General features: G+C 59.8%; 21 protein-coding genes. 16 read left to right on the top strand and 5 right to left on the bottom strand.

Going from position 1 to position 25,035, the window contains the following annotated elements:
• Positions 1-100 precede the first annotated feature (100 nt).
• From ACVZUB_RS31155 to ACVZUB_RS31140, 4 genes are all read left to right on the top strand, one after another.
• Positions 101-1,174: a hypothetical protein gene (locus ACVZUB_RS31155; RefSeq protein WP_482628902.1), complete on the top strand. Its 1,074-nt coding sequence runs from the start codon at positions 101-103 to the stop codon at positions 1,172-1,174.
• 105 nt (positions 1,175-1,279) lie between these two features.
• On the top strand, positions 1,280-2,359 hold the full coding sequence (locus ACVZUB_RS31150; protein ID WP_482628901.1) for an ABC transporter substrate-binding protein: 1,080 nt from the start codon (positions 1,280-1,282) through the stop codon (positions 2,357-2,359).
• A 6-nt stretch (positions 2,360-2,365) separates the two neighbouring features.
• Complete coding sequence (locus ACVZUB_RS31145) at positions 2,366-3,412, top strand: FecCD family ABC transporter permease (protein WP_482628900.1); 1,047 nt, start codon at positions 2,366-2,368, stop codon at positions 3,410-3,412.
• A complete protein-coding gene (locus ACVZUB_RS31140) occupies positions 3,409-4,176 on the top strand; it encodes an ABC transporter ATP-binding protein (protein ID WP_482628899.1) in 768 nt (255 codons plus the stop codon). Before ACVZUB_RS31145 ends, ACVZUB_RS31140 begins: the two co-directional genes overlap by 4 nt.
• Here ACVZUB_RS31140 and ACVZUB_RS31135 read toward each other — a convergent pair.
• Positions 4,149-5,327, bottom strand: coding sequence for an acyltransferase family protein (locus tag ACVZUB_RS31135; protein ID WP_482628898.1), 1,179 nt, complete (start codon positions 5,325-5,327; stop codon positions 4,149-4,151). The two genes, ACVZUB_RS31140 and ACVZUB_RS31135, sit on opposite strands and share 28 nt — an antisense overlap.
• A 236-nt stretch (positions 5,328-5,563) precedes the next feature.
• On the opposite strand from ACVZUB_RS31135, the gene ACVZUB_RS31130 reads away from it, so the two are divergent.
• From ACVZUB_RS31130 to ACVZUB_RS31095, 8 genes are all read left to right on the top strand, one after another.
• The gene (locus tag ACVZUB_RS31130; protein ID WP_070386777.1) at positions 5,564-6,472 is read left to right on the top strand and encodes a glycosyltransferase family 2 protein; all 909 of its coding nucleotides are present in this window, start codon (positions 5,564-5,566) and stop codon (positions 6,470-6,472) included.
• On the top strand, positions 6,469-8,856 hold the full coding sequence (locus ACVZUB_RS31125; protein ID WP_482628897.1) for a glycosyltransferase: 2,388 nt from the start codon (positions 6,469-6,471) through the stop codon (positions 8,854-8,856). The genes ACVZUB_RS31130 and ACVZUB_RS31125 overlap by 4 nt, the downstream gene beginning before the upstream one ends.
• 41 nt (positions 8,857-8,897) lie before the next feature.
• The gene (locus ACVZUB_RS31120; protein ID WP_482628896.1) at positions 8,898-11,054 is read left to right on the top strand and encodes a hypothetical protein; all 2,157 of its coding nucleotides are present in this window, start codon (positions 8,898-8,900) and stop codon (positions 11,052-11,054) included.
• Positions 11,051-11,275: a hypothetical protein gene (locus tag ACVZUB_RS31115; RefSeq protein WP_482628895.1), complete on the top strand. Its 225-nt coding sequence runs from the start codon at positions 11,051-11,053 to the stop codon at positions 11,273-11,275. The genes ACVZUB_RS31120 and ACVZUB_RS31115 overlap by 4 nt, the downstream gene beginning before the upstream one ends.
• Before the next feature lie 62 nt (positions 11,276-11,337).
• A complete protein-coding gene (locus ACVZUB_RS31110; RefSeq protein WP_482628894.1) occupies positions 11,338-12,123 on the top strand; it encodes a glycoside hydrolase family 16 protein in 786 nt (261 codons plus the stop codon).
• 108 nt (positions 12,124-12,231) lie between these two features.
• Complete coding sequence (locus ACVZUB_RS31105; RefSeq protein ID WP_482628893.1) at positions 12,232-13,713, top strand: class I SAM-dependent methyltransferase; 1,482 nt, start codon at positions 12,232-12,234, stop codon at positions 13,711-13,713.
• Positions 13,714-13,827: 114 nt separating this feature from the next.
• Positions 13,828-15,402, top strand: coding sequence for a PepSY-associated TM helix domain-containing protein (locus ACVZUB_RS31100; protein WP_482628892.1), 1,575 nt, complete (start codon positions 13,828-13,830; stop codon positions 15,400-15,402).
• Positions 15,392-16,060, top strand: coding sequence for a DUF5134 domain-containing protein (locus ACVZUB_RS31095; protein WP_482628891.1), 669 nt, complete (start codon positions 15,392-15,394; stop codon positions 16,058-16,060). The genes ACVZUB_RS31100 and ACVZUB_RS31095 overlap by 11 nt, the downstream gene beginning before the upstream one ends.
• A gap of 88 nt (positions 16,061-16,148) precedes the next feature.
• Here the strand turns inward: ACVZUB_RS31095 and ACVZUB_RS31090 are convergent, their stop codons facing one another.
• From ACVZUB_RS31090 to ACVZUB_RS31075, 4 genes are read right to left on the bottom strand one after another with little or no spacing between them, the layout of a single operon-like run.
• Positions 16,149-17,159 carry a thioesterase domain-containing protein gene (locus ACVZUB_RS31090; protein WP_482628890.1) on the bottom strand — a complete coding sequence of 337 codons (1,011 nt, stop codon included), beginning with the start codon at positions 17,157-17,159 and terminating at the stop codon, positions 16,149-16,151.
• Between the two features lie 52 nt (positions 17,160-17,211).
• Positions 17,212-18,225: a glycosyltransferase family 2 protein gene (locus ACVZUB_RS31085; protein ID WP_482628889.1), complete on the bottom strand. Its 1,014-nt coding sequence runs from the start codon at positions 18,223-18,225 to the stop codon at positions 17,212-17,214.
• The gene (locus tag ACVZUB_RS31080) at positions 18,218-19,126 is read right to left on the bottom strand and encodes a glycosyltransferase family 2 protein (protein ID WP_482628888.1); all 909 of its coding nucleotides are present in this window, start codon (positions 19,124-19,126) and stop codon (positions 18,218-18,220) included. Before ACVZUB_RS31080 ends, ACVZUB_RS31085 begins: the two co-directional genes overlap by 8 nt.
• Entirely contained in the window at positions 19,123-20,460 is a 1,338-nt protein-coding gene (locus ACVZUB_RS31075) for a lipopolysaccharide biosynthesis protein (protein ID WP_482628887.1), read from the bottom strand. The genes ACVZUB_RS31080 and ACVZUB_RS31075 overlap by 4 nt, the downstream gene beginning before the upstream one ends.
• Before the next feature lie 253 nt (positions 20,461-20,713).
• On the opposite strand from ACVZUB_RS31075, the gene ACVZUB_RS31070 reads away from it, so the two are divergent.
• From ACVZUB_RS31070 to ACVZUB_RS31055, 4 genes are all read left to right on the top strand, one after another.
• Positions 20,714-21,730: a thioesterase domain-containing protein gene (locus ACVZUB_RS31070; protein ID WP_482628886.1), complete on the top strand. Its 1,017-nt coding sequence runs from the start codon at positions 20,714-20,716 to the stop codon at positions 21,728-21,730.
• Positions 21,731-21,889: 159 nt separating this feature from the next.
• Positions 21,890-22,780, top strand: a complete 891-nt coding sequence (scoE, locus tag ACVZUB_RS31065) for a (3R)-3-[(carboxymethyl)amino]fatty acid oxygenase/decarboxylase (RefSeq protein ID WP_482628885.1) — start codon at positions 21,890-21,892, stop codon at positions 22,778-22,780.
• 4 nt (positions 22,781-22,784) lie between these two features.
• Complete coding sequence (locus ACVZUB_RS31060) at positions 22,785-23,348, top strand: FcoT family thioesterase (RefSeq protein ID WP_482628884.1); 564 nt, start codon at positions 22,785-22,787, stop codon at positions 23,346-23,348.
• A complete protein-coding gene (locus ACVZUB_RS31055) occupies positions 23,348-24,883 on the top strand; it encodes a long-chain-fatty-acid--CoA ligase (protein WP_482628883.1) in 1,536 nt (511 codons plus the stop codon). Before ACVZUB_RS31060 ends, ACVZUB_RS31055 begins: the two co-directional genes overlap by 1 nt.
• The last annotated feature ends 152 nt before the right edge of the window (positions 24,884-25,035 follow it).

Below are 25,035 nucleotides of genomic sequence, written 5' to 3'. Positions count from 1 at the left end.
CCCTCCTGTGGCCCACGCACGCGGACCGCCACCGAGACGTCGTGGCTTACTGAAACAACGGTGAACCCCCTGGAACCGATCTGACGTCAGGGTGAGATGAATGAGCAACACGACCGCAACAGGCGATGCGCCTGTGCAACGGCGAAATCTACTCGCCAACAAGCCTGTTCGTGCCCTTCTCGGCGCACTGGCCATCATCGGAATTCTCGTCCCAGGTGCCAGTTCAGTCTCGGCGCAGATTCCGTCTATTCCCACTTCTTCGGAACCGCAACAGATTTCGTGGTCCATCATGCCTTCCGACGCTGACGGCGTCATGGACAGAGTAAGCGTGCATCAGGCGCTCGTCCCCGCCTCAGATGTCGTCGATCATGCCGCGATCGCCAACTTCACCTCCAGTCCGATCAGACTTGACCTTCGTGTTGTCGTGGCTTCGACGGACGAGGCCGGAGCGCTGACGTGGAACGCGCCGCCCGAAACTTCGGATGGTCGCGAGAGTTCGATCAACTTCCAAACTCCGACATCGTTGACCATCCCCGGTGGCGAACGATCCGTCATCTCGTACACGATCAGTGCGCCGCCCAACGCCGATGTCGGCGATCAGACCATGGCGCTCGAAGCCCGTTTCGTCAAAAGTTCTGGTGCAGAAGGACTTCCCCAGGAAGTTCAGTATCTGCGAATCAACGCCCGAGTGGTGGGCCCTGTTCAGCCCGAGGTCACCATAGATCTTGTCTCAGCCCGATACACGCGCGCTGATCTCGGGATCGGTCCAGGTTCGGCACACATCAAATACACCGTGACGAACTCGGGAAACATGACCGTCGCAGGCACGATCGTTCCCGGATTGGAGGGGCTCTACTCACACAGGATTGACGCATCGCCTGACGCGCTCGCGCTGGTCGAACTGGTCCCGGAATCCACGTTCGCCGGCGAAGCGACAATCGCGGGGGTGTGGCCGCTGGTGCGGTTCGGCGCCGGAGTGGCTTTCGTGCCCAACCGTGTCAGCGGCTTCGACGTTCCCAACCCGCCTGTCGCACCGCCGGTACAGCAAGTGCTGTGGGCCATCCCCTCGATGGAGATGGTAGCGGCGGGGGCCTGCATCCTCGGTGCCGCGGTGGCGATCAGGTGGAGATCGCGACGGCGCAGGCGTCGAGACGCAACCACTGACGTGACCTAAATGTTATAAAGCGTTTGGAACTGATCACCAACCGAACTCGACTAGTAGGTCGAAAGCATTATTGCCGAGCGTGATCTGCGCCGATATTCGAACCGAGGAAGTCTGATGACCAAGCGCGCCTGGAAACTCATGGGGGTTACGGCAGTTGTCGTTGCTGTTGTCTCCACAGGGTGTTCGAGTACCGAGACTGCGTCGACTGCTCCCCAGCAGAGCGTCGGTGAAGGCTCCATCTCATATCCGCTCACCATCGACAACTGCGGATACCAGCAAACTTTCACTCAACCCCCGAGTCGTGTGCTGATCTTGCAAGGTGCGTCCGTCGGTGAGGCGGAAACGATGATCGAACTGGGACTGCAGGATTCGGTCATCGCCAACACGCAGTACTACGGGGTTTCCGATATTCCAGGCATGGAGCAGAAGGTCGACGCTCTGCCCAAGGGTGGATTGTCCCTCAATGCGGCGTTCGATGTGCCCGCCGAGCAAGCGCTGGCGCTACGGCCGGACCTTGTCATCTCCACCTTCTCAGGCGGATTCGATAGCAAGTTCGGCTTCGCGAGCCGAGAAGTGTTGGCGGAGTCCGGAATCAACTCCATCGTCAACCCCGTCAATTGCGCATACGGCAAACCGAGTGGCGTGACCGACGAAGAACAGAAACGCTACGAACAAGGATCGGTGGACTCGTCGTTGGAGTTCATCTCCCTGCTCGGCCAGATCTTCGACGTGCCGGACAAGGCGGAGACGGTTACCGCCGAGCTCAGAGGGCGCATCGACAGCGTGAAAACCGCAGTGCGCGATCTTCCTGCCAAGAACATGCTGATCGCGTTCCCCGACATGGCAGTGATGAACGCCAACGGACTTCCCGCGATCTTCTCCGGCAACATCTACGACTCCGTGATCCGCTCGGCCGGTGGAGAACCCACATTCCCAGACGGAGGATGGGGACTTACCTCGAGTTTGAGCGCGGAACAATTGGCAGCTGCCGATGTCGACGTCCTCGTTATCGGTGCCTACCGCCCGAACGAGGACCTCGACGCCGAGGCCGCAAAGCTATTCGAGGCATACCCCCAGTGGAGCGCATCCCAGAACAAGTCCTACGTCAAGGTGTCCGACGGAATCTACCTCGGTCCCGCCAATGCTGCGGCGGTCGAAAAGATAGCTCGCGCAGCGCATCCTGACGTCTTCTGATAGCACGTGGCCGCACCCGGAAAACTGGCACGCCTTCCTGTCGGAATAGTCCTCGTCGCGTGCACCGTTCTGCTCGCAGTTGCAGCACTGGCGGGAATCTGCTTCGGTTCGATATCCGTGCCCATCGATCAAGTTTGGGCAGTGCTGCGCTACAAAGTTCTCGGCATCGGTCCCGAACCTGATCAGCTGTACCAGATGGTGGTCTGGAAACTACGATTCCCTCGGGTGGTGTACGCGGCCCTCGTGGGGGCCGCACTCTCTCTCGCCGGGGCTGTTCTCCAAGGAATGATCCGCAACCCGCTCGCCGATCCGTTCGTCATCGGAGTGTCTTCAGGCGCTTCTCTGGCGGCCGTCATCGCAATGTCCTCGAGCACGGCACCGATCCTCAGAGCGGTAGGGGTTCCGGTAGCAGCCTTCAGCGGCGCGATGATCACACTGATCATCGTGCTGTTGTTCGCTCATCGATCCGGCCAATTCACCGGAACCCGAATACTTCTTGCCGGAGTTGCCGTAGGACAAGTGGCCCTGGCAGGTACAAGCCTTGTGCAGTTGCACTCCGAGCCTGCCGAGGTACGGGGAATACTGTTCTGGATGATGGGAAGCGTCGCGGGCGCGGAATTCGGCAAGCTCGCCGTGCCTGCAATCGCGGTGATCGGCTGTGCACTCTGGCTGACGTTTCAAGGCCGCAATCTCAACGCCCTCGCAATGGGCGACGACGACGCGATAGCGTTGGGTGTCAACGTGAACCGGTTGCGCATCTTGTTGATAGTCGTCGTCGCGATCCTAACCGGAGTGGCGGTGAGTATGGCCGGCGGAGTCGGTTTCGTTGGCCTTATGATCCCTCACATCGCGAGGTTCCTCGTCGGCGCCGACTACCGGCGTCTACTCCCGGTTGCTGCGCTCTTCGGGGCCGCGTTCCTGGTGCTGATCGACCTGGTCGCCCGGGGAATCGACCCACCCAACGAGTATCCGTTGACGATATTCACTGCCGCCATCGGAGGCCCCTTCTTTCTCTGGCTACTCAAGACCAGCCGAGCCGAAAGCCGCACATGAAAGTCAGCGCCGAAGGCGTCACCGTCGAAATCGACGACAACACCCTGGTTCGAAACATCAGCATCGTCGCTGAAAACAACTCTCTGACAGCACTGGTGGGACCCAATGGATCCGGAAAATCGACACTGCTCCGCGCGATCTATCGGGCACTCAAACCGACCGTGGGTACCGTCTACATCGGGCGGGACGATATCTGGAAAACCCCCGTGAAAGCGGTTGCCAAGCACCGCGCAGTGGTAACTCAACATCAAGGCGACGGAATCGATTTCACGGTCAGAGAGATCGTGGCGATGGGACGTTCGCCGCACAAGGGATACTTCGAAACCGACAACGACGAAGACCGCGAGATCGTTCGAGATGCAATGAACACGGTTCATGTCTCGGCTTTCTCCGACCGTTATTTCTCATCACTGTCCGGGGGAGAGCGACAACGAGTCCTCCTGGCGCGGGCACTCGCACAACAAGCACCGGTCATCATCCTCGACGAACCGACCAACCATCTCGACGTCCGAGCGCAGTTGGAACTACTTGCGTTGCTCTCTGCCCTGAACGTCACCGTGCTACTCGCTGTCCACGACCTCAACCACGCCCTCGCTCATGCCGACGCAGTGGGGGTACTCCAATCCGGTGAGCTCGTGGCCTTCGGAAACCCGCGAGAGACACTCACGCCGACATTGATCCGGCAGGTTTTCGACGTGGAAGCCCACGTGCTCTCACATCCCGTCACCAAAAACCCTCATGTGGTGATGGCACTGCCCGGCTGAGGCACTGCAGAGCCGCGACGCCTCCGTCGGCCGTTGAACAACACGGACAAGATGCCCACACGGGATATCACTGCGTGAATCAGAAGTGAAGCGGCAGTGGTGATGACGATGATGACGACGTATTCGACGGGGCCGGGAAGTGCGTAGTTCAGCAGTACCAGCGCGAGAGCCAAGATGAGCACATTGTGAAAGACGTACACGGTCATTGCAGCATCGGCGAGGTACGACGTGATGCGCGTACTGGCCCCGAGGAACTTCCTCGCAGCCGTCATCAGCACCGACGCCATAGCGATACCTACTACAGGAATCATGAAATGCTCCCCGAACTCGGCAACCAAATTGTCGACTCCAGCGATCCACGCCAACAACATCGCCGACACAACAGTCACTGCCGCAGTAGTCGCAGGGCACGAGCTGAAGCGCGCGAGTAGGTCGTCTCGATATCCGATCGCGACACCCAACGCGAAAGTTGGCGCGTCAAGCAGGAGTAAACGAGTGCTGACAAAGCCCAACGCGACACTGTCGATTCCGATGAATACCGTTGCAGCCCAAAGCACAGTGACCACAGTGCCGCACGCAGCCAGTGCCAAGAAGATCCGCGCGCGACCCGGAGTGCACACCTCGATGAATCTGTCGACAAAGGCGCTGGTGCGAGCATGCCCGAAAACCAACACACACACAGCCAGAACTGCGGAGTAAATCAGAAGATTCAACAGAAACCACAGCTGGAAGACCCACAACGACGGAAATACCAGCATTTGGGTCCACCGCCCTACGAGATCAGGCGGGCCAGTCTGCGTCTTCGCGATGATCAAGAGTTGAAGCGGACCCAGAATCGTCGTGCCCACGATGAACGGAACCGCCAAGCGGCGGAGCCGAAATCGCATCCACGTACCCAAGGTCGTCTTGTTGATCGCGCGCGCGGCGAATATCCCGGCCACCAAGAAGAAAGCGGGCATGCGAAACGAATGGATGAAAGCTGCGACCGCACTGATCACAGGATTGCCGTTTTCACCGGTGTACCAGGGCAGCCCTGAATACACGAATGCCGCATGGAAGGGAATACCGAGAAACATCAGTAGCACCCGTAGTGAATCCACGTAGTGGATGCGGGAATGTAACCGATTGTTGCTGAGAGGAAGAAAAGTCATCGGGTCGAAAGATTCCTCGAGTTTCGTCGACCGATCGCCAATTCCAGACGATCGTGAACCGCAGACTATGGGCGCACGCCCCACAGAGTCAACTGATACCGCATTCTCGGATAAACGTCGATTCTCGGGAACTTTCGCCAACACCGGGCCGACTTGTCTCTCGAGGCTCGAGGATTCACTCTTGCCCCCAATTCTGCCAAACATGTTGTGCACATACGTTCCCCGAAGGTAGGCCGATGGATTCCCTGAACGACCGCGTCGCGACAGCGAGCCACACGCGTTCAGCGACACCTAATCCGACAGTGAGCGTGATTCTTCCTGTCAAGGATGAGGAATTGAACCTGATACGAGTTCTTCCCACCATCCCCCGGGAGTACGAACTCGTCGTCGTCGATGGCGGATCCGTCGACGGCACAGTCGATCTTGTTCGTCAGATGCGTCCGGACGCAACACTGTTGACTCAACCCCGCGCAGGCAAGGGCAACGCGTTGATCTGCGGATTCGAGGCCGCGCGAGGAGACATCATCGTCATGTTCGACGGTGACGGATCGGCAAATGCACGCGAGATCGACCTCTTCGTCTCAACGCTGATGAGCGGCGCCGACTTCGCAAAAGGAACACGGTGCGCCGCAGGCGGCGGCAGCGACGACATCACCGTGCTCCGGGGCGCAGGAAATCGGGCGCTGACAGTGCTGGCCAACCGCATACTAGGCACCCGCTACACCGATCTGTGCTACGGGTACAACGCATTTTGGCGTGACGTGCTCCCGGTCCTCGATCTACCCACCAGCGGCCCTGCCGGTACCGGCATGCAGTGGGGCGATGGATTCGAAATCGAAACAGTCATCAACTGCCGCATCGCCAGCAGCGGACTGGTCGTTCGAGAAGTAGCGAGCAGAGAATGCTCTCGCATCCACGGAGTGAGCAACCTCGATGCCTGGCGAGACGGGAAACGAGTACTGAAGACATTGTTGACCGAAAGGCGACGTCAACGCTCACACGGGGCAACAGTGCAATCGTTGCAAAACCTCGATCAAGAACGACGAAAAGCGCTCTCCACCCTGCGCCTACATCGCGAAACACCACCGACATCGGGATTGGGGATTGTCAACGCGCGCATGCTCACTCAAGGCGAGGCCACTTGATCGTCGCTGATCTGTCGATATCGGTAGTCATGTGTTGCCACACCGAGAAGCGGTGGGCGACCATCGAGCATGGAATTCGTGCCACCCAAGAACAACTTCGCACCGGCGATTCGATAGTGCTCGTAGTCGATCACTGTCGGGCTCTGTACGAGCGCGCCTGCACATCGTTTCCACGAGTCACAGTTGTCGAAAACCGTGAGAGATCAGGACTGTCCGGTGCCCGCAACATCGGTATCGAACAATCCACGTCGACAGTGATCGCATTTCTCGACGACGACGCGATACCTGATCCGAGGTGGTTGTCCGGAATTCGCGCTGCATTTGTCGATGACAGCGTGATGATGGTCGGTGGTGAAGTCGCACCATCGTGGCCGACAAACTCCGGAAGACCCCCGAACTGGTTTCCCCCGGAGTTCGGATGGGTAGTCGGGTGCGACTACGTCGGGATGCCGGCCACCGGCCGCCCGATTCGCAATCCGATCGGCGCGAACATGGCCATCCGGCGGTCATGCCTGGCCGATGTCGGAGGTTTCAACACAGACCTGGGCCGCAACGGGTCCGCCCTTGCCGGCTGCGAAGAAACGGACATGGGAATCCGCGTTCACGGAACGTCCTCTCCGGGCGCTGTCGTACGGATCAGCGGAGCGCGAGTCTCCCACCACGTCAGCGCAGATCGGTGTTCGAGAAAATACTTCGTCCGCCGCTGTTTCGACGAGGGACGATCGAAATTCGAGTTGTCACGTTTGGTCGGACCCGAACGAGCACTGGCCAGCGAACGCCGATACCTGCTGGTGGCACTTCCGGCAGGTATCGTCCGCAACGCCTACGAGGTTTCGCGAGGCGATGTCGACGGACTGCAGCGTGCAGCATGGACAGCTATCGGGGTAGCGGCCACAGCATCAGGGTGGATCGTTGCGCGAATATCAAAGACCCACGCTGCAACGGCGCGGTCTAGACGGCGCCGCCGATCGACACCGGAGGTATTCGAATCGATCCCCCGTATAACGGTGGATCTCGCAGAACTGCCAGAGGAATTCGTGTTCGGCGCCGTCGAAGCCAGGGATTGCAGCTACTTCGTGACAGTGCAAGGAAGCCCGTTGGGTGTTCTGCACTCTGTCGGTGAGTCAGGCAGTGATCTGCATGGACACGCGCAGTTCCTCAACGCGGTCAGGGCCGAGTTCGGAGGCCCTCTACGAGAGCACCTCGAACTCGTACTTCCCTCGCGAGAAATCGATCTCGAATCTGCGAGCGCACTATCGCACGAGTTGAGCATACTGCGAGACCACGCGGTCAACCCAAGGTTCATGGTTCCGCCGCCGATCCCAGTGACCGTCGTCGTCTGTACGCTCGGCCGAGAACCGCGTCTGAAAAGCACTCTCCGATCGATCCTGGCTCAGTCACATGCATCCCTTCGTGTCATCGTCGTGGACAACGACCCGGACAGCGGAAAAGTGGACGAGCTGCTCAGCGGATGCAGCGACCCGCGCCTGTCGGTTGTTCGCGAGCGCCGGCGCGGTGTTTCCGCCGCGCGCAACGCCGGAATACGTTCAGCCACAGACGAGATCATCTTGTTCACCGACGACGACGCCGAGCCTGATCCGCACTGGGTCGAACGCGTCACCGGGGTGTTCTGCACCGACACCACGGGGACCATTGCGTGCGTGACCGGGTTGGTGCTTCCAGCGGCGATCGATTCCCGATCACACCAATGGTTCGAAGAGAGCACCGGGTTCGAGAAGGGATTCCAGACCATGGCCTGGCCCCATCACGATTCGAGTGCGGATCCACTGTCCCGCGATGGGCGCAGAGGACCTGTATACCCCTATACCGGAAGTGAATTCGGTTCCGGAAACAACATGGCATTCCGTAGGACATGGTTACTGGAGAACGGCGGGTTCGACGAACTCCTGGGTACGGGCACCCCGGCAAAAGGTGGGGAAGACTTGGATATCTTCAGGCGAGTGGTGTTGTCCGGCAGCTCACTGATCTACTTTCCAGCAGCCGTCGTTTACCACCATCACCGCGACAGCTACCGGGAGCTTCGCCGACAGATGTACGCATACGGGGTAGGTATGTGTTGCAACCTGCTCCGACACGCCGTTCGTGGACCAGCCGAACTCGCTCACGTCGTGCAGGGCATTCCGCGTGGAATTGCCGAATTGTCTGATCCGCGTTCGGAGAAGAATCATGGGAAGTCCCCGACCTACCCGGTGTCACTGACAGTGATAGAGCTGGCCGGATACGCCTTGGGGCCCGCACATTTCATCAGGAGCTATATCGGCTTCGTCCTCGACAGACGCCGACTTCCCAACGGCACACTCAGTCTGTCACCAGCGGAGGATTCGAGAGCGAATACGACGCGAGAGATGGTAATCGGTCGGTGAGAGCTCTCAGCGAACACAGCGGCGGCGCCGACTCCCCCTCGATGTCTAGTGCACCTCGACCGGCGCGAGCCCCGGACGAGTACCTTCTGGCGTGGACCTTGGCTGTCTCGGTGCTTGTGTCAGTAGCAACCCCGATACTTGCAGCCACCGATCTGGGGGGCGGTTTTCGTGTTGCCCTGTCGGTGATCTATCTGGTTCTTGTACCCGGAGTTCCAGTGGCAGCACTTCTTCGGTTGCCGAACAGACCCATCTCGGTGACAGTTGCCGTGGCGGTGTCATTGGCTGTGCATCTGCTCTCCGGCCTGGCGCAGATCAAAATAGGCTTCTGGTCCCCAGTCGGAATGTGCTTCGCCATCACCGTCGCATCCCTGTGCGTGACCGTAGTGTGCAGTCGAATCTATTCACTGAAGCTCTCTCCCACGTGGTTGTGGTCGGCGTTGGTCGCCGGTACACGCAGCTCCATGTCGTCGACGCTTCGCCTGGGCAGCACGTTCGCTTTGCTGACCGCGCTGGCCCTGTGGATATGGGAAACACGAATCATCGACCTCGACGCGGTCGGCGCACGTGGACTCATCGCCGTGGTGTCGTGGCGATACTTCTGCGCGCTCGCACTGACCCTGGTGTGCTTTGCTGCCGGAGTACGCCGCCGCGGAGGCCCTGACGCGATCGTATGCGCAGTGTCCTCGATCGCCCTGGCCACCATTCTGTATCAGAGTGTGAGCGTCGCCGACGACGGCGCAGTGGTCGGAACCGCCTGGGTCCACGTCGGTTTCATCGACTACATCGGTCAATTCCACGCACTCCCGCTGAGCCTTGATGCACGATTCAGCTGGTCAGGATTCTTCGACGGCGGCGCAGCATTGGTCGACGTCGCGGGATTGCCGGATGCCTCTGCACTGCTGCTGTGGAGTCCGCTCTTCTTCTCCGTGCTGATGATGGTTCCGGTCTACATCGTCGGCGCGATGGTGACGAACAATCTCCGCACTGCATGGGTCGGTGTCCCCGTGTACCTGTGCGGTAACTGGTTTCAGCAGGACTACTTCGCCCCGCAGGCAGTCGCGATGGTGCTGTACCTGAGCATCGTGTCCGTGCTCTTGTGGTCCGTGCACAGCGCGAGACTGCCCGTCTCGTCCGCGCTGACATGGCGCGCGAAAGCGACGACGATGATGCGCCGAATACCGGGGCGCCCCGCAGGTCTCGGTGCAGGCCGGACGATCGCAGTCGAGGGCACACTTGTCGTCATAGCCGCAGCGATGGTGGTCACGCACCAATTGACACCTGTCCTGCTGATAGTGACGTTGATACTGCTGACAGCAGTAGGGATGATCCGGTATCGCACACTCGCCCTCACCGTGGGAGTCCTGTTCGTATGGTGGCTCAGCTACGGCGCGCCTGACTACTGGACCGGCCACTTACACGTGATCCTGGGGGATCTGGGAAAGGTGGGCTCGTCGCTGCAGTCCGGTGTAGGTGCACGAGTATCCGGGGACGGTGCGTACCACCAAATGCAATACGTGCGGATCGCATGGACAGCCGCGATCGCGCTCACCGCGACCGCGGGATGGTGGCTGCTCCGTCGACACAAACTGGCGCCGGCATCAGCTGTACTGGTAATCGCGCCGTTCACCCTGGTTCTGGCGCAGAGTTACGGCGGGGAAATCATCCTGCGTTGCTTTGTCTATTCGATGCCAGTGCTTGCACCCCTGGCCGCGGCAGCGATCATGCGTGTGATCCCACGCACCACAACGCTGAGCATCGTGGGGTTGGTTGCAGCCCTCTTCCTGGCCTCCGTAATGCTCACGACAACCAGAGGCCTGAACACAGCTTTCGAACGGAACCCGCACGAGGTGGTTTCTGCCGCTCGGTCCTTGCTGGACCAAGCGCCCAGGGGAACGACGATGTTGCCGCCGAACGGAGAAGGCGTTCTGCGCATGAGCCGAGTGGGCGAGATGAGGTGGCCCGACGGCGGCGTATGCAGAGTATGGACATTCGACTGCGTCTCCCAATTTCCTGCCGACTACATCTTCTTGACCTCGAGTCAAGCTGCCGCACTGGAGATTCCGGGTCTGGTGCCGCCCGGATGGCTGTGGGACTTCGCGGACCAACTTGTCGAGAGCGGCATGTACCGCATCAAGGAAGAAAACACGAATGTCCGCGTTCTGGAGCGGATCACCTTCACACCGACGGGAGGTAATTGAAGTTGTTGTGGGAAATTGTTATCGGGCCAGCCGGTGCCATTGCTTTCGCGATTGCACTGGTATTCCTGGGAGTGGCGTCGCTCGTGCGCGAGCGGAGCGTGCCGGCCGACGGGAGCGCGGACAAGTATCGGATGTCGCATCCGGTGCTCAACTCGGCGATCGGTCTGTCAGTCTGCCTCGGCATTGTGGCCACTGTTTTACGGATGGGAGCAATGACGTGATATCTCGTGAGCGGTTCTCGCGGCGGTCGATGCGGATAGCCACCGCTCTCGCAACTGTAGGGGTGGCCGCTCTCCTCGTCGTCTCGTGCGACCTGAAGCTGCCATCGTTCGCCGCCGCCGGATCTGTCGATACGGCGCCAGAGCCGCCGTCCGGAGTTCCAGCCCCACAAGGCGATATACCGGGCTGGCGCCAAATATTTCGAGACGACTTCACCAACCCCACCCTCGGAGGGCAATGGAGTAGGTACTCGGGAACGCCGGGTGGTGACCAGTACAGTCAGTGGTCACCGGAACAGGTTCACGTCGAAGACGGCATGTTGACGCTCGAGAGCACGAAGCTAGGGGGGCGCACGGTAACCGGTGGCGTATCGAACTGGCCACGAGCCCAGAAGTACGGAAAGTGGGACGTCCGATTCCGGGCCGATGCCAGTGACGATGTCACCTTACACTTCCTGCTCTGGCCTCAGAACGAACAGTGGCCCCCGGAGATCGATTTCGCGGAGAGCTTCGGCGGCCCCCGGCGGCACCTGGATGCCTTCGTGCACTGGGTGGACGACCATGGCATCCAACGCAAGAATCAGCAATCTGTTTCAGGCGACTTTACTCAGTGGAATACCGTTGGAGTGGAATGGGTTCCCGGGGAAATCCGGTACACGCTCAATGGTGCGGTCTGGGGCGTGGAACGAGGCGACAGAGTTCCCGACATCCCGATGTGGCTGGGTTTGCAGGCGCAAGCCGGAGGTTGCGAGAAGGCCGTCGAAAACGGACTCCCCGGCTGCCCTGTCGCAGGCAGTCCTGCGAGTACGAAAATAGAAATCGACTGGGTGAGCGTCTATGCCCCAGCATGACCGAACGCTGCGCCCATTGAGACGCCATGAACCGCTGAGAGCATACGAGGCCACGCGATGAAGCTTTCGACAATCACAGAGCTTCGCTGCCCCTACACCGGCAGTGAGATGACCGTATCGCACGCAGTGGAAACCGAAGCGGATGAGCTGAAATACGGGCTTGTACGCTCGGAAAGTTTCGAATTCCCTGTGGTCGACGGCGTGCTTCTACTCAGTCTTGCGAAGAACTACGGCGGACCTGAAGACGTACTGACCCCGCACGCCGCACTGCAGATCACGGCAATCGAACACCTGCGGGCGGGAGATGTAGACGGACTCAAAGAATGGATCGCACGACATGCACCGATCGTTGCCAAACTCATCAACGGGCACTATTCGACCTACCTCGACTTCGCGACCGACCTCGATCGAATTCTCGCGCCCGCCATCGACCGCGAACTGACCGCGGCAGCGGACTTCGAGGTGCTTGGCGACATCGGAACTCGCCGATCACTCGGAGACCGCATGAGACGCCCGAGCAATGCACGGTCGGTGCGAGCAGCACACCAGTTGGTGCATCGAGCTCGCACCGCAGGTCGACAACTCACGCGTCGCCGGGACCCCGCCGGGCACCGAGATGAGCAACTCCACTCCTACTACCTGCAAAGATTCTTTTCCGTCCGGGCCAGCGCCACCGCTCTCGCACTTCGGCACCTTCCGATCGGTGGCCGAGTACTGTCAGTTTGCTGTGGGCACGGAGTGTTCGAAAACTTGCTCGGCAGCATAGGCCCGCAGCCGGACAACCTCATCTGCATGGATGGACAGCTGACCAACCTTCTGGTGGTGCGAGAACTCATCGGGACCGACGCCGACTTCATATGCCATGACGTCCAATTCGATTGGCCGTTCGTCGACGGATATTTCGACGGGGTGTTCTCCTCCACCTGTCTGCCCGAAATCCCGGCACAAAAGTTCTTCATCGAGGAAGCAGTACGCGTGACTGATAGGACCGGATGGACGCTGTTCGATTCCATCTGGGCGATGGATAGCGGCGCGTTGCGTATCGATCCCTACCGGTACTACCGCTACAGCCAGAATTTCCTCGAGCACATCCGCGATTACGTTCCTATGTTTCGACGAATCGTCACGGACCGATCCCTCGGGTTCGATGTCTCCGGGGCCCCGGCGGATTACCTGTTATCGCCGCAATGGAATTTCGAATCCGGCGATGTCGATGAAGCTGTGTCCAGCCCTCGTGACGTCGAGATCAACGTACTGGCGGTCGATCAGGACCGCTTCCGAGGTTTCGATCATGTCGACCGGCTCCGCTTGTCACCTGAGCTGTTGAGCTTCAGTCCAGCTTTTCATGTCGAGGAAACCGCGGCGAGTGTGACATTGGTCCGTCGGCGACAGTACGCGAGCCCGGACGTGAATTTCGCCTCCCGAGACTGCGGAACACTTTCACGCATCCGTGTGATCGCAAGAGAGAACCTCGCCGACCCGGAGACTCTGGAAGAGCTGTTCCTATCCGGTCTTGCTGTCCTTCTGCCCCGAAACTTCGAAGACAATCAACGCAATCTTCGTAGCTACGCATCCGTGGACGGGATGTAAGTCGCCGAAACGCTTCCTCGCATAGGTCGCCGGAGAGCGGAATCGAAATTTTTGTTCGAGGGCTGGAACTTTTTGCCCGTCCCACCGACTTGTGGGACGACCAGACGCCAAGCAATGTGGCGCGCAGAGCAGAAAGTTTGTGCCGTCATGTCCACAGGACATCTCGATCCCGCGCAGCCGGAGACACCCGGTTCGACCTCGCCCCGCACCGCCCGAGAACCGGGCCTATGGACTCGGATCAGGCCTTTCGTGATGAGACTGCACTTTTACGCAGGTATCTTGGTGGGACCCTTTCTGCTCATTGCAGCGGTCACCGGACTGTTGTACACCATGACGCCCCAGCTCGAGAAGATCGTTCACCGCCACGAATTGACCGTCGAAAACGTCGGCCAACAGGCAATTCCTCTCAGCGACCAAGTCTCCGCAGCAAGGACAGCTCACCCCGAGGGCACGATCACCGAAGTCCGCCCACCGACGTCCCCTGACGGCACCACCCGGGTGATACTCGCCGTGGACGATGTTCCCCCGGACTACGGGCGCACGGTGTTCGTCGATCCGTACACAGGCGATGTTCGCGGCGCGCTGACAACGTACGGTGAATGGCTACCGGTCCGCGCTTGGATCGACGAACTGCACCGCAATCTCCACCTCGGTGAAGTAGGCCGCAACTACAGCGAGCTCGCGGCAAGCTGGCTGTGGGTAGTTGCTCTCGGCGGTCTAGTACTGTGGATCGCCCGAATTCGTCAACGCAAGCAATCTCTGCGGGCTGCGATGCTGCCGGACCTGTCGAAAAGCGGGCGTCGGCGGGTGCTTTCCTGGCACGGAGCAGTCGGCGTATGGATCGTTGCTGCGCTGCTCCTTCTCTCCGCGACTGGACTGACCTGGTCGCGCTATGCCGGCGAGACCATCGGTGACGTCCGCACCGCCCTGAGCTGGACAAGTCCTGCGGTGACCACCGCGCTGACCCCCGATGTGTCGGCATCGGGTGCTGGTGCACATGGTGATCATGGCGGACTGGCGGCACTGCCAGCATCCGACGAGGTCATGACCGACGGTGTCGGCATCAACGGAGTCGACGCGGCCGCTCGGGGCGCCGGCCTGCAGAGCCCCCTGCGGATCTTTCCTCCCGCAGATTCGAGCACGGCCTGGACGGTATCCGAACGCAAGCGGGACTGGCCCACCCGATACGACTCCGTCGCAGTCGATCCCGCGATAGGAAACGTGGTCGACCGTGTCGACTTCGCCGACTGGCCTGTGATGGCGAAGATGACGAACTGGACCATCGATGCACACATGGGCATTCTCTTCGGCCTGGTCAACCAGATTCTTCTCGCACTGACTGCCATCGGTTTGATCTCGGTGATCGTGCGTGGGTACCGACTGTGGTGGCTCCGACGCCCACCGCGAGCGGCGGGTCTGTCATTCGGCTCGGTGCCGCCACGTGGTGCACTTACTCGCATGCCGGTGTGGGCGGCAGTGTCAGCGGTACTGGTTGTTGCCGTTCTCGGCTGGTACCTACCGCTTCTGGGCATATCCTTGGCAGCCTTCGTTGCCGTGGACGTCCTTCTCGGACTACGAAGCCGAAGCCGTGTTTCCGTGCCCGGAGCCGGATCCCAGATACCGTCGACGACTGCGCATGACCCCTCTCGAGAGCAGTACGAACTCTCCGAGGAGCACCGTGATCACTGATCCTGCCCTGCGATGGGTAATCACGGCAGTCTTCGTCTTCGCCGGCGTATACAGCGCATATCGCGTGACTCGGACCGAGCCGACAACAGCACGTATCGATCACGGGATTCACCTGATCATGTGCGTGTCCATGGCAGCAATGGCGTGGCCTGGCGGTTTCGGAATTCCGCTTGTCCAAGCGATCTTCTTCGCTGCGGCTCTCGCCTGGTTTTTCGTCTCGGCGATGAGGCGAAACAGCTCCGGCAAGGTCGCCTCGGGCGATCACGAGCACCTCGGGGGGGTGCGCTGGTACCACGTGTTGATGATGGCGTCGATGCTGTGGATGATCATCTCCATGGCAGGGTGGCTGCCAGGCTCGACAGGCCACTCCCACGGCTCCGGCTCCGCCGGTGAGGCTGCGGAGCCCATGCCCGGTATGGACATGGGCGCCGAGCATAGTGGGCACAGCCTTGCCGCAGAGTCGATGCCTGCGTGGATCACTGCGATCACCGGTATCCTCGCCGCAGTCTTCGCTCTCGCCACGGTTGTCTGGTTGTATCGCTACTTCACCGAGCGCCAGCGGCCGACGTCCGGATTCTGGACGACACCCTCCGTCGCTTCGATCAGTGAGGTAGCGATGGCGGCAGGAATGGCGATCATGATGGCCGCCATGGTGTGAGCACGCCCGCATCGTCTCAGCCATCTCGATGCTTGTTCGTAGTGAGCGCCCTGCCGTGCTCCCGGCGAACGCGTTCCGCGGTCTGTGCTCAGATTTCGTGGTCGTCAAGATCTGTTCGTCGACGAAGTTGCGCGGCGATTTCATCGGCAATCACGTGCACGGTCTTTTCGTCCCTGATGACTGACATGTGATCGCCGGACGTTTCGATGAAGGCGACGTCGCCGAGGAGAATGCCGTTCCAGAAGGAACGATCATGAATCGTGTCGGCCGTTCCGATCATGAGTACGCGCCCATTCCAGGGGGCGAGTTCGTGGTTGTTCTGTACGCGCAATCCGAGTTCGTAGAACACTTCTTGCTGCCGTCCCAGCGGCCGGCGGATCAGGCCGGCGGAGAGAAGATCGCCGTACAACCGAATCCTCGAAGCCCAACAGCGGTCTGCTCGAGGGTCCGCACTTGCCCCCAGAGGTGTGGACTTTCGGCTTCGTGTGGGCACAGTGGCATCGAGAAGTACGACGAAATCGACGCTTTCGCCCTCCCGTTCGAGTCGCCTCGCTACTTCGAGCGCAGCCACACCACCCATCGAGTGCCCGAGCAGACGATAAGGTCCGTGCGGCTGGATCTCGCGAATCATCGATGTCACCCGGCGTACGAGTTGACGCATGGTCCAGTCTGGCAGTGCTCGGAACTCGAGCCCCTTCTGCTGAAACGCGTAGACAGGTAATGAGGGAGGAACACCGGCGGCGAGCGGAACAAAGGACCACACGCTGCCTCCGGAGCCTGCGATACAGAACAATGCTGGTTCATCTGCAGTGCCGGATGACTCGCGAAGTGCGGTCGCTATCGATCCAGCGTCGCCGAATCGTTTCGCCGCCAGCTGGTCGATCCGGTCTGCCAATTGAGTGATGCTGGGATGAGCAGCGAAGTCGCCGATAGTCGGACGTACGGACAGTCTCTGTTGTATCGCCGCGAGCACTTCGACGACTTGGAGGGAACTGCCTCCGAGTTCGACGAAAGTGTCGGTGGAAACTACATCGGTGACACCCAGGGCATCTTCAAATATCTGCGCGAGCGCTGTTGCGGTAGGACTATCGTTCCCCACCCGTCCTCCTTCTCCCATGTTCGTCAGGTATCGATGCGAATCAGTGTGTGGATCAGCGCCAGCGGAGAATCCGGGAATAGATGCCAGGAGTAGCGGTCAGGAGCGCCCCGCGGATGGCGATGCCCGGTTTCCCCGCTGTCGCAAGCTTCATCAGGTCGGCGAGCCGGACTCTGTTCGAAACATCCGCGCGAGCACGAGAAATCAGTTGTCGGGCAACCGAACTGACCGGATCGTTGTGTTCTGCGCGCATCGCCATATTCGCAAGCGGGATGAGTACTTCACGGTAGGTGAAGTCGAGCACCTGTCGATCCCATTGAGTGCGCAGTCCTCTCTCGTGGAGTAGCGAAAGGACGTCCTCGTGCATGGCCAGCAATCCGAATGTGTTTTCGGAGAAGACCATCGAGGAGGAGTTCGAGCGTCTCCGATACTGATACAAAGGGCAGTTGACCAGTGACACTGTGCGCGCGGCCAATGACATGCGCAGCGTCGGAGCGAAGTCCTCGTAGCAGCGTCGCTCGTCCCATGGTGCATATCCGAGGCGCGAGCGCCTGAACAGCTTGGTTGGGGGATAGGCGCGAGCGCGCCCGGTCAGCAGCATATGCGCATATCCGGTACCCGAAACCGAATTGTTGAGAAATGGGGGCTCGTCGATTTCATCGAGTCCTCCGCCTTCATCGATGCGGCGCGTTCGGCAGACCCCGAAGTCAGCGTGCCCGATGGAAGAAGTCATCGTGCTGATGAAGTTGCAATCGGCACGGTCATCCGCATCGACGAACCACACGAATTCCGACGAGCACCGGGTCAAGCCGATATTGCGGGCGGCGCCAGGGCCCACGTTGGACTCGAGTCGCAGAACAACTACATCTACCTGCGAATTCAGGGCGAGGCGCTCGGCGACCTCGCAGGAATTGTCGGTGGAGCAGTCGTCAACCAGCACAACGGTGGTCGGTACGACAGTTTGTGTGAGGATACTGTTCACACATTCGTCGAGGTAGTGCTCACAGTTGTGCATGGGTATTACCACGTCGACCGATGCAGCTTTCGGCGGACATGCCCGATCACTCATCGAGGGCTCGCAGTTCGGAGAAGCGTTCGAAAGCGCACCGAGCGGTGAAGCGAGTGGTCTCGACACCCGGTGCGCGGCGGACGGCTCGGGCGGCGGCGAGGATGACACCGGTCATCGAGGGATTGGTTGCAGATGTATCACCGGTTGTCTTCGACATCGGCTTCGTCAGTGCCATCAGATCTGCGGGCGACAACGGGCGACGACCGGCACGTGCAGCGTGTTCGGTGGAGATTCGAATATAGTTCGACACCAGCCGATTCCAATGGATTGTGCTGGCTTGGTGCGGATGCACGCGATAACGTAATCCGAGCATAGGGAGATTGGCCATTCGGCCGTGTTCGCTTATTTCGCACCACAATTGATAGTCCTCGCCAAGCCCGTCAGTGTGCGCACGGTAACTCAGGCTGTTCTTGTCCAGGACGGATTTTCGCAGCATGACCGAAGACTGAGCAAAGCACGTGGCCAGCAGAAGTCGCTGACGGCACGCTCGGTCCGAGAGAGGCATCCGGACGTAGCCCGACGCTGCGCCGAACAGCTCGTAGGCGGTGCCACACACTGCCGTATCGCGATGCGACTCGAGAAAACCAAGCTGCGCCGCCAAGCGCCCGGGCATCATCACGTCGTCGGAGTCCACACGAGCGACGTATTCGCCTCGTGATTCGTCGAAACCACGATTGGCCGCTGAGACGACACCATGGTGCCCCTGGGTGATGACCCGGATCCGAGGATCGCCGAAACTGTTCACTGCCGCTCGAGTGCCGTCGTGCGACCCATCGTCGACGACGATGATCTCGATGTTCGAGTAGGACTGCCGCACTACACTTTCGATGGCGTGCACGATAAATTCTTCGGCGTTGAATGCCGGAATCACAACGCTGATATGAGGCGATGATTTTGTCATCGGTTTCCAATCGTCACATGGGGATGCGGAGACGGCGTGTGCATGGCGTCCGCCACCATTCTGCGAAGGGGCAGAGCAACTCCCAGGATCATGAGGAATTCGACGCCGACGTAGGCGTAGCCGACTGACGAGATACCGAAGTGCGGCAGCATCAGCCAGGCCGACACGACGACAGCAAGGGCGATGGTGATCTGCAGGGCAAGGGCGTATCCCAGTCGCCGATAGACCCGTGCGAGTCCGCCGAAGACGAATCCAGGGATCGACAGTATCTGCACCACTGCCATGGACCGGAGCAAAGCTGCCCCGTGGTCGGCATATTCCGTCCCCACCAGGCCCAGAGCGAAGGGCGCGATGAAGGCGAGAAAGACGAACCCTGCCAGCGCAACGGCGGCCAACAGTCGTAGCTGGCGCAGGAGCAGATCACGAAGGTCCTCGGGGTTGGCGGCAGCTTCAGCGACGAAGGGGCCTGAGATCATGGCCATCACAAGCGTCACCGCCGAGATCATCGTCCACGACATTGCAAAATACGCTGCCTCTGTCACTCCCAACGTCGACACAACCAGGAGAGGAAGGAGGAACGGTGCGAGTGAGTTGATGATGACTATTCCGTACAGCGAACCGAAATCCTTGAGCAGCGAACCACGCGACGGCATCCGATCCTGTAGTGAGCGGTGGTGTCGCAGAAACCCGCCACGGAAGAAGATTGCGCATTGAATGACACAGACTGCGATGGCTGCTGGCACCACCCAGCCGGAGACGATCAATGTCGAATCGACCGAATGGGACAGGGCGACAATGGCAACCAGCTTCGCGGTGGCGTGGAAGATGTTCTTCGCTGCGGCCCACCGTCCTCGTCGGAGCCCGACGAGAATCGAGTCGTCGAGTGCGAAGGCTCCGAGCACCACTGAACACAGTGGGAACAGCGCCATCTGAAGCGTATCGGTGAAGAGGTGTTCGGTCGGCCCGAATACGAGGAACGCACCGCTGAGGATGATCGCGATCAATGCAGTGACAAGGTGACCTTTGACGATCAACGCACCACCCCGTTCCCCGGATTGCGGGAGGAAACGCTCGTAGAGTGGGCCGAGACTCAGGTTCGAAATCGTTCCGATCATCACCGCTGCGTTGATCACGGTGGTCGCGCGTCCGATTTCCTCAGTCGGGTACAAACGCGCGGCGGCCGCCCAGAAAACCAGTCCGAGTAAGCCATTGACGACGCTGGCGAGCATCAATGATCCGGAATCGATCTCCATGTTGGAAATTCGCGGACGTGCAGCAGAGGGCTCCGGCGGTGCGGAAGGTCGTGATCGATGTTGTCCGTCGATGCTCGGCATCAAGGAGGTCCTTCATAGTGCGGAGAGCGCAGGAGCACGCATATGCTCGGCGGAGCTCTCGGGCAGAATGGTCTGTCGAGTTCGTATTCCGGGGCAAGAAATCTCGGCAGGGCGCATGGGTAGTGTATGGCACAGGTGCTCGGCGCCGATACCCGGACAGGGATTCCCCAAACGGGCTCAAGATGATTCGCACCGAAGTCAGTGCTGTGGCGGTCTGCCGGCACGTTCTTACTTCTCGTGACCAGGAGGTCATATGGCCGTCAATTCTAACAGCGAACCGAATCTCACAGAGCAGGAGATCGCACGTATCTGGAGTGAGGTGCTCGGGATTGCTCCGATCGGTCCCGGTGACCGATTCTCCGATCTCGGTGGGACGTCACTTGCCGCGGAGTCGATGATCGCCATGTCTCGATCGAGGCTTCCTACCTCGATCGCGGCCGCTGATTTCGTCGATGATCCGACCGTGGCGGAGTTGGCCGAGCGCCTCGATTCGTCGCACAGGGCACGCTTTACACAACGTGCCAGCGCTTGCGTGAAGTTGCAGCACGGCACACGCGCTCCGACGGTTTTCTGCTTTGCCGGTGCCGGTTCGACGAGTGCGTACTTCGTTCCCTTGGCGAGGGCGCTTCCTGCGGCGATCTCGGTCTATTCGCTGCAGGCGCACGGAATAGAGAGCCGAGCATTGCCGACGCGAACGGTAGCGCATGCTGCGCGGCGCCACGTGCGCGAGGTGCGTGCTGTACAGCCGCACGGACCGTACTTGCTGCTCGGGCATTCATTCGGCGGCATTGTGGCGTTGGAAGTTGCTCGAGCGCTGGAAGAAGCCGGTGAACAGGTCGCGGAGCTGATCATGCTCGACACCGTCGTCGACGCAGATGCTTCTCTGAAAGCGTGGACAGAGCACGACGACTCGTTCGTGAACGAGCTACACGCCGTAGATACTGCTGTGCCCACCGCCGGGAGAATCCGTAGTCTCGGGCAGCGAATTGGAGTACATGCACGACTCGCGGGAGCGGGAATGCTCAGATATCGACTGGGCACTCAGAAGCATATTTTCTGGGAGTTGGCCGTACGGGCCCAGCGCCGGCATCACCTACGTCCGTGGGGCGGGGATGCGACGGTTTTGTTGACGAAACACACCCGTGAACAGCGTGAATTTTGGCCGAGCTTCCTCGCTGGAGGCGGCGAGATCATCGACGTACCCGGCGATCACCTGTCGATGATCGCAAATCCGGAAGTCCTCGACATACTGGCCTCCAAGTTCGTGTAGTCGGCGCCGCAACAAGTGCTCGTTATCTAATCGTTACCAGATGGGGTGGAACCATTCCGCCGAGTCCGTCGACTACTGCACTGACAGACTTCACCCGTTCAGGGGCCAGGTTGGGCGCAGCCGGCTCCGAGCGAACTATCTCAAGTAAGTAGGTGTTCGATGCTCGTCACGCCGCAACCGAATGTTCGACGGGGTGTCCAGGTGCATGGATTCGACCCGAAAACAGCGTCGGACGCGGACTATGCAACATTGCGCAACCATGTCTACCGCGACAAGATCGTACTTCTTAAAGAGCAGGCGCTCAGCCCACCCGACTTCATCGCGCTGGGACGTGAATTCGGAACTCCCTCTGTGTATTACGAACCGATGTATCACCACCCAGAGCATGACGAGATCTTCGTCTCGTCCAATGTGCCCGCCGAAGGGAAGCCTGTCGGTGTCCCCAAAACCGGCAAGTTCTGGCACAGCGACTACCAGTTCATGCCCGATCCGTACGCAATCACGTTGATCTATCCCCAGGTCCTGCCCTCGCAAAACCGCGGAACGTACTTCATCGACATGGCGCAGGCGTACAACAGTCTCAACTCAGATCTGAAAGCCGCTGTCGATTCCACGTATTCGTGGAATTCCTCCCGCCGCTACGTCAAAATCCGCCCGACCGATGTATATCGGCCCCTCGGTGAAATCATGGAAGAAGTCGAAGAAAAGACCCCGGCGCAGTTGTGGCCCACGGTATTGAGTCACCCGGTCACCGGAGAACCGATCCTCTACGTCACCGAAGCATTTACGTACGCGATGGAGGGGCGAGGCGGCGATTCGCTGCCCAAAGAACTCCTCACAGAGCTGCTGGAGGCGAGCGGACAACTCGACCTCACGTTCACCCACCCCAATATTTTCCTCCAGTCCTATGAACCCGGAGACATCCTGCTGTGGGACAACAGGACTCTGATTCATCGCGCTCTCCATACCAGCACTCCCGAAGCGACCGTGTCCTTCCGTGTCACCGTGCACGACGCCCACCCGCTTTCGGCCCCTACGAAGGCGGCTTGAGACCATGACGATTGATTTCCCATCACTCGATTCGACCGTGAACGAGGATGACCGTTCCATCTCGGATCAAGGACTGCTCGACCGAACCATGCGGCCATACGCCGGCAAAGGTTGCGTCTACCTCAAAGGCAGCAGCGTCGACATCGTCGATGCCCATGTTGTGGGGAGGGGACAATTCTCGATCGCCGAGTCGTGTTACATCGAAGAGACCGGTCACTTCAACGCCGTCGAATTCAATATCTCGTACAATCAGCTCTTCTACTACACGCTGGCCGCGTGTATTCGGGATTCCACTTTGCCGGAATTCTCCGGGTGGTCCCTCGCGGACTACTGGCCACGTCAACTTCCGAACATCCTGATACACAAAATGAGCAGCAAGTACTCCAAACCGATCAACTCACGCAACTACTTCGGCGAGATGACCATCATGGACATCGGATTCCGAAATCGATCACAACCCTTGATCACCGTCGAAACTCGCATCCAGTTCAGTGACGACAACGGAGGGCAGGCATCGGGAGACGTGTCCATCGTCATCCTCGACCCCCCACGCGCACAAGACTTCTGATGACACACGATCAACCACGCACTCTTGCTGGTATTCTCGCGCGAAATGCACTCGCCGTCCCACATCGGGTGGCAATCGTCGACGATCACGAACGAGTGACTTTCGGTGAGCTGCACGCACGCGCCGTTCGCGCTGCCAATTCGCTCCTCACACAATCGGTATCGCGAGGAGATCGAGTCGCGTACCTCGCACGAGACACCGCAGCGTTCTTCGACCTGCTGTACGCCTGCTCCATGATCGGAGCGGTCGCCGTCCCGCTCAACACCAAACTCGCGCCCCTCGAGTTGGACGAGATACTCCGCGACAGCGACGCTCGAATCTTGTTTGTAGACAAGGCGGTCAGCGCTCCAACGTCTGCGTGGCCCGAGACGGTCATCGACCTCGGTGCTGAGTACGAACGCTGGCGAGACACACCCTCGTCGATGCCGATTCGTTCATCGAACGACACCGAAACGCCATTGGCACAGATGTACACGAGCGGAACCACGGGTCGACCCAAAGGGGTCGTCTTGGCGGAGCGGACCTTCACCGCGATCGCCGACCAGCTGAAATCGGATGAATTGGACTGGATCGACTGGAGAGCTGACGACATCAGCCTCAACGCTCTCCCTGTCTTCCATATCGGCGGCCTTTGGTGGGCAACTCAAGGGTTGAACGCCGCAGCATCAAACGTGTTTCTTCCTACCTTCACTGGCTCAGGAGCACTTGCGGCCATTCGTCGACATTCAGTGACGACAACGTGCCTCGTTCCAGCGATGATGCTGATGTTGCTCTCGGAACCGGACGCGCACCCCTCCGACTTCGAGACCGTCCGCAAAATCGTCTACGGCGGCTCACCTGTCGGACACAGACTCCTGGCCCGTGCCATCGAAACCTTCGACTGCGAGCTCGTTCAGATATACGGACTCACCGAAACCGGCAACACCGCACTGTGTCTTCCACCGGAGGAACACCACGTCGACATGATTCGCATCGCCGCAGCTGGACGGCCGTACCCCGGCGTGGACATCCAGATACTCGACGAGAACGGCGTACCGGTCGAACAAGGACAAATCGGCGAAGTCTATCTACGGTCTCCGGCACAGATGATCGAGTACTGGAACCGCCCTGAAGAAACGGCAGCCACACTCGTTTCCGGATGGGTACGTACGGGGGATGCAGGGCATCTCGACAGCGACGGGTACCTCTTCATCTGCGATCGCGTGAAAGACATGATCATCGTCGCCGGAGAAAATGTGTACCCCGCCGAGGTGGAGAACCATCTGACATCGCATCCTTCAGTACATGATGCAGCTGTGATCGGTATCCCGGACGAGCGTTGGGGAGAGACGATCCTGGCGTTCGTCGTCGCTGAACCCACCACCACAATCACCACGCGTGACTTGGCCAAGCACCTGACCGGGAATCTGGCATCGTACAAACTCCCGACCAGATATCAATTCGTACAACAGATTCCGAGAAATCCGAGCGGAAAGATTCTTCGCAGAATCTTGCGTGACGAATTCTGGTCGGACCGAGTCAGACAGGTCAATTGACGCCGTGCCGAGTCATGTTCTCGAGAATGCGGAGTCAACGCAGCGGCCCGGGAAACGGCTACCGAGTCTCCCGGTAGCACTGAGTGCCCTGACCGCTTCGGTTCTAGCGCTGTCCGCGCTCATGTACTCGATAGCACCAGCGTTCTACACAG

Source organism: Rhodococcus sp. OS5, from assembly GCF_056837585.1.
Note: the sequence above shows the minus strand (reverse complement) of the source record. Positions and strands in the feature narration are given on the sequence as shown.